At 45.7% G+C, this 2,348-nt stretch carries 1 protein-coding gene; it reads left to right on the plus strand.

From position 1 onward, the window contains the following. Positions 1-214: 214 nt before the first annotated feature. Positions 215-2,348, plus strand: a 2,134-nt coding sequence (locus B3F49_RS00600) for a DEAD/DEAH box helicase (RefSeq protein ID WP_293908521.1), incomplete at its 3' end; no start/stop codon positions are given.

The following is a 2,348-nucleotide window of genomic DNA, read 5'->3' on the forward strand; positions in this document are numbered from 1 at the left end:
GGATGAGAAAATTTTGTGAATTCAGAGGTATAATCCTTGTATTATGCAACAATTTCTAGGCCTGCTTTTCGTACCTATGTTGATGGACGGAGAATCATGTATCGTTATAGGTAAGGTATTCTCTCTCGTTGATTTGCATTACATTCGTTCTTACGCAATACATTTGCCACTTATCAGACTTGCCTGCAGCCGCTCTCAAGGCTAGGATGCTGATATGACCGAATGGCTGGAAACATACAAACAGGAAACAATCATCTACGATGAACATGGCAACCATTCCACGTGGTATGCCCTTCCTGAAAGCCATTTGATTGTTGATTCTTTTCATTTTCCCTCACCAGACGGTCGACTTCAGGTCTTCGATTACCGAAGCTATACAACGTTCCAGAACAAGGTCATGGCAGAGGGGAAGCCAGTTTACCGCTGCCTACTTGAAGATTCGAAAGAGGCTTCGGCTTGGTTGCATGGAAATATTGAATTTTCTCAGACCTATAAAATCAGTGCCGACCGCTCACTTTCCGTTGCAGACTCATCCAGCTTGGAGTACTTCTTTGAAGAACGTTTTTGTGCAGTATATGGCAGCAATGCCTTATCCTACCTTCATCGTGAGTACCCTATTCCTGCTCGAAATGGCTCCACATATTACGTAGATTACCTCGTTGAATATCGTGATGGCAGGAAGGTTGCTGTGGAGGAAAACGGAGTTGCTTACCATCATCCCCTGATTATCGGCAAGCAAGCCTATCAAACACAGTTGGATAAACAGAACACCTGTGCTTTTCTAGGCATTCGACTGTATCGGTTCACAACGCTTGATTGTTCTCATCCGGTAATCGTTGACAATCAGATCCGGCATTTCTTTGGAGATGTTCGCCTCTTCCTCCCATCGGGCTTTGCAGCACAGAGAGCCTTTCAGCTCTATGAACATCAAGAGGAGGCCTTGCAGGCCATTCAACAACTTCGTGCTACTTCAAATCCGCCGCACGCAGTACTCCAGGTTTTCCCAACAGCAACCGGAAAGTCTAGAATCGTTGAGGAAGATCTTGGCCTTTACTTGACGCAGCATCCCGATGCCAAGGTCCTGATTGTTGCCCCGACAATCAGGATAGTGGAAGATTGGAGAAAAAGAATTGCTGAATTTTCTGCAGAAATCATTGTTGGAACATACTATCTCTTGTGGTATTACGCATCCAAGGTTTCTCCTACCTACTTTTCATATATTGTGGTGGATGAAGCACATCATGCCGTAGCTCCAACTATCAGGCGGAGTCTCCAATATTTTCAAAGTGAGTTCCTTATTGGGCTGACGGCAACTCCCGATCGTTTGGATAGAAAACGTTTGGAGGAAGTATTTGGCTCCTATCAGACAAGCCTCACCCTTTCTGATGCAATTGAAAAGGGAATTGTCGCCCCAATACGAGCTTTCCGAGTTGAGACAAATCTCAACCTTGCAGAAGTCCGTTTTAATGGCCGTGATTATGTCAATGCTGATTTGGAACGAGCTTTGCGCATCGATTCCCGGGATGCTCTCATAGTCGATGTGTTGATGCGCTATTTCTCCTCTGGCCAGAAGGGGATTATCTTCTGCATCTCTGTTGCACATGCCCAGCAAATGGAGAAGTTGCTCGTAGCGAATGGGATGAAGGCCAAAGCCATCACCGGCAAGACCAGGAATGTCTCTACAATTATAGATTCATTCAGATTCTCTGACCTACAGTTCCTTTGCAGCTGCAATCTGGTTAATGAAGGGTGGGATGTCCCGGAGGTGGAAGTCTTGGTGATGGCCAGGCCAACCATCTCCAAGGTGCTGTATCAACAACAACTTGGCAGAGGTCTTAGAAAGTGTGAGGGAAAAGAATGTCTGTTTGTTATCGATGTGGTTGATCAGTATGGCTCTCTTGCACGCCCTTGGTCGGTACATTCCATCTTCAGCCAACCATTTTATGTCCCCTTTGGGTTGCTCAACCGCTCTTACCATGTCGGAGAAATGATAGAAGTATTAGGACTGAGTGAGACGGTACAGGCCTTGATCCCGGTGGATCTCACTACATTCGAGGGACAGTATGAGGGGTATCTGGATGAGGAACAAGCAGCAAGAGATCTTTACATAGGTACTGAAACACTGCGTACCTGGGTCAAGCAGGGTAGTGTATCCGCTGATTTATCCCTGCCTTTGGGAAATCGACGGATTTACTACTTCAAGCCCGAGTCTTTGGAGCAAATCCGACAATCCAAAGGGCTTGGTGTTCATACCGATGAAACCATCAAGGATGACTTTATTGCATTCCTAAAGGAGAAAAATTACACATTCTCTTTCAAAATGGTGTTTATGCTCAGCTTGTTCAAGC

This window comes from Sphaerochaeta sp. UBA5836, assembly GCF_002432845.1.
In the GTDB taxonomy this organism is placed as follows: domain Bacteria; phylum Spirochaetota; class Spirochaetia; order Sphaerochaetales; family Sphaerochaetaceae; genus Sphaerochaeta.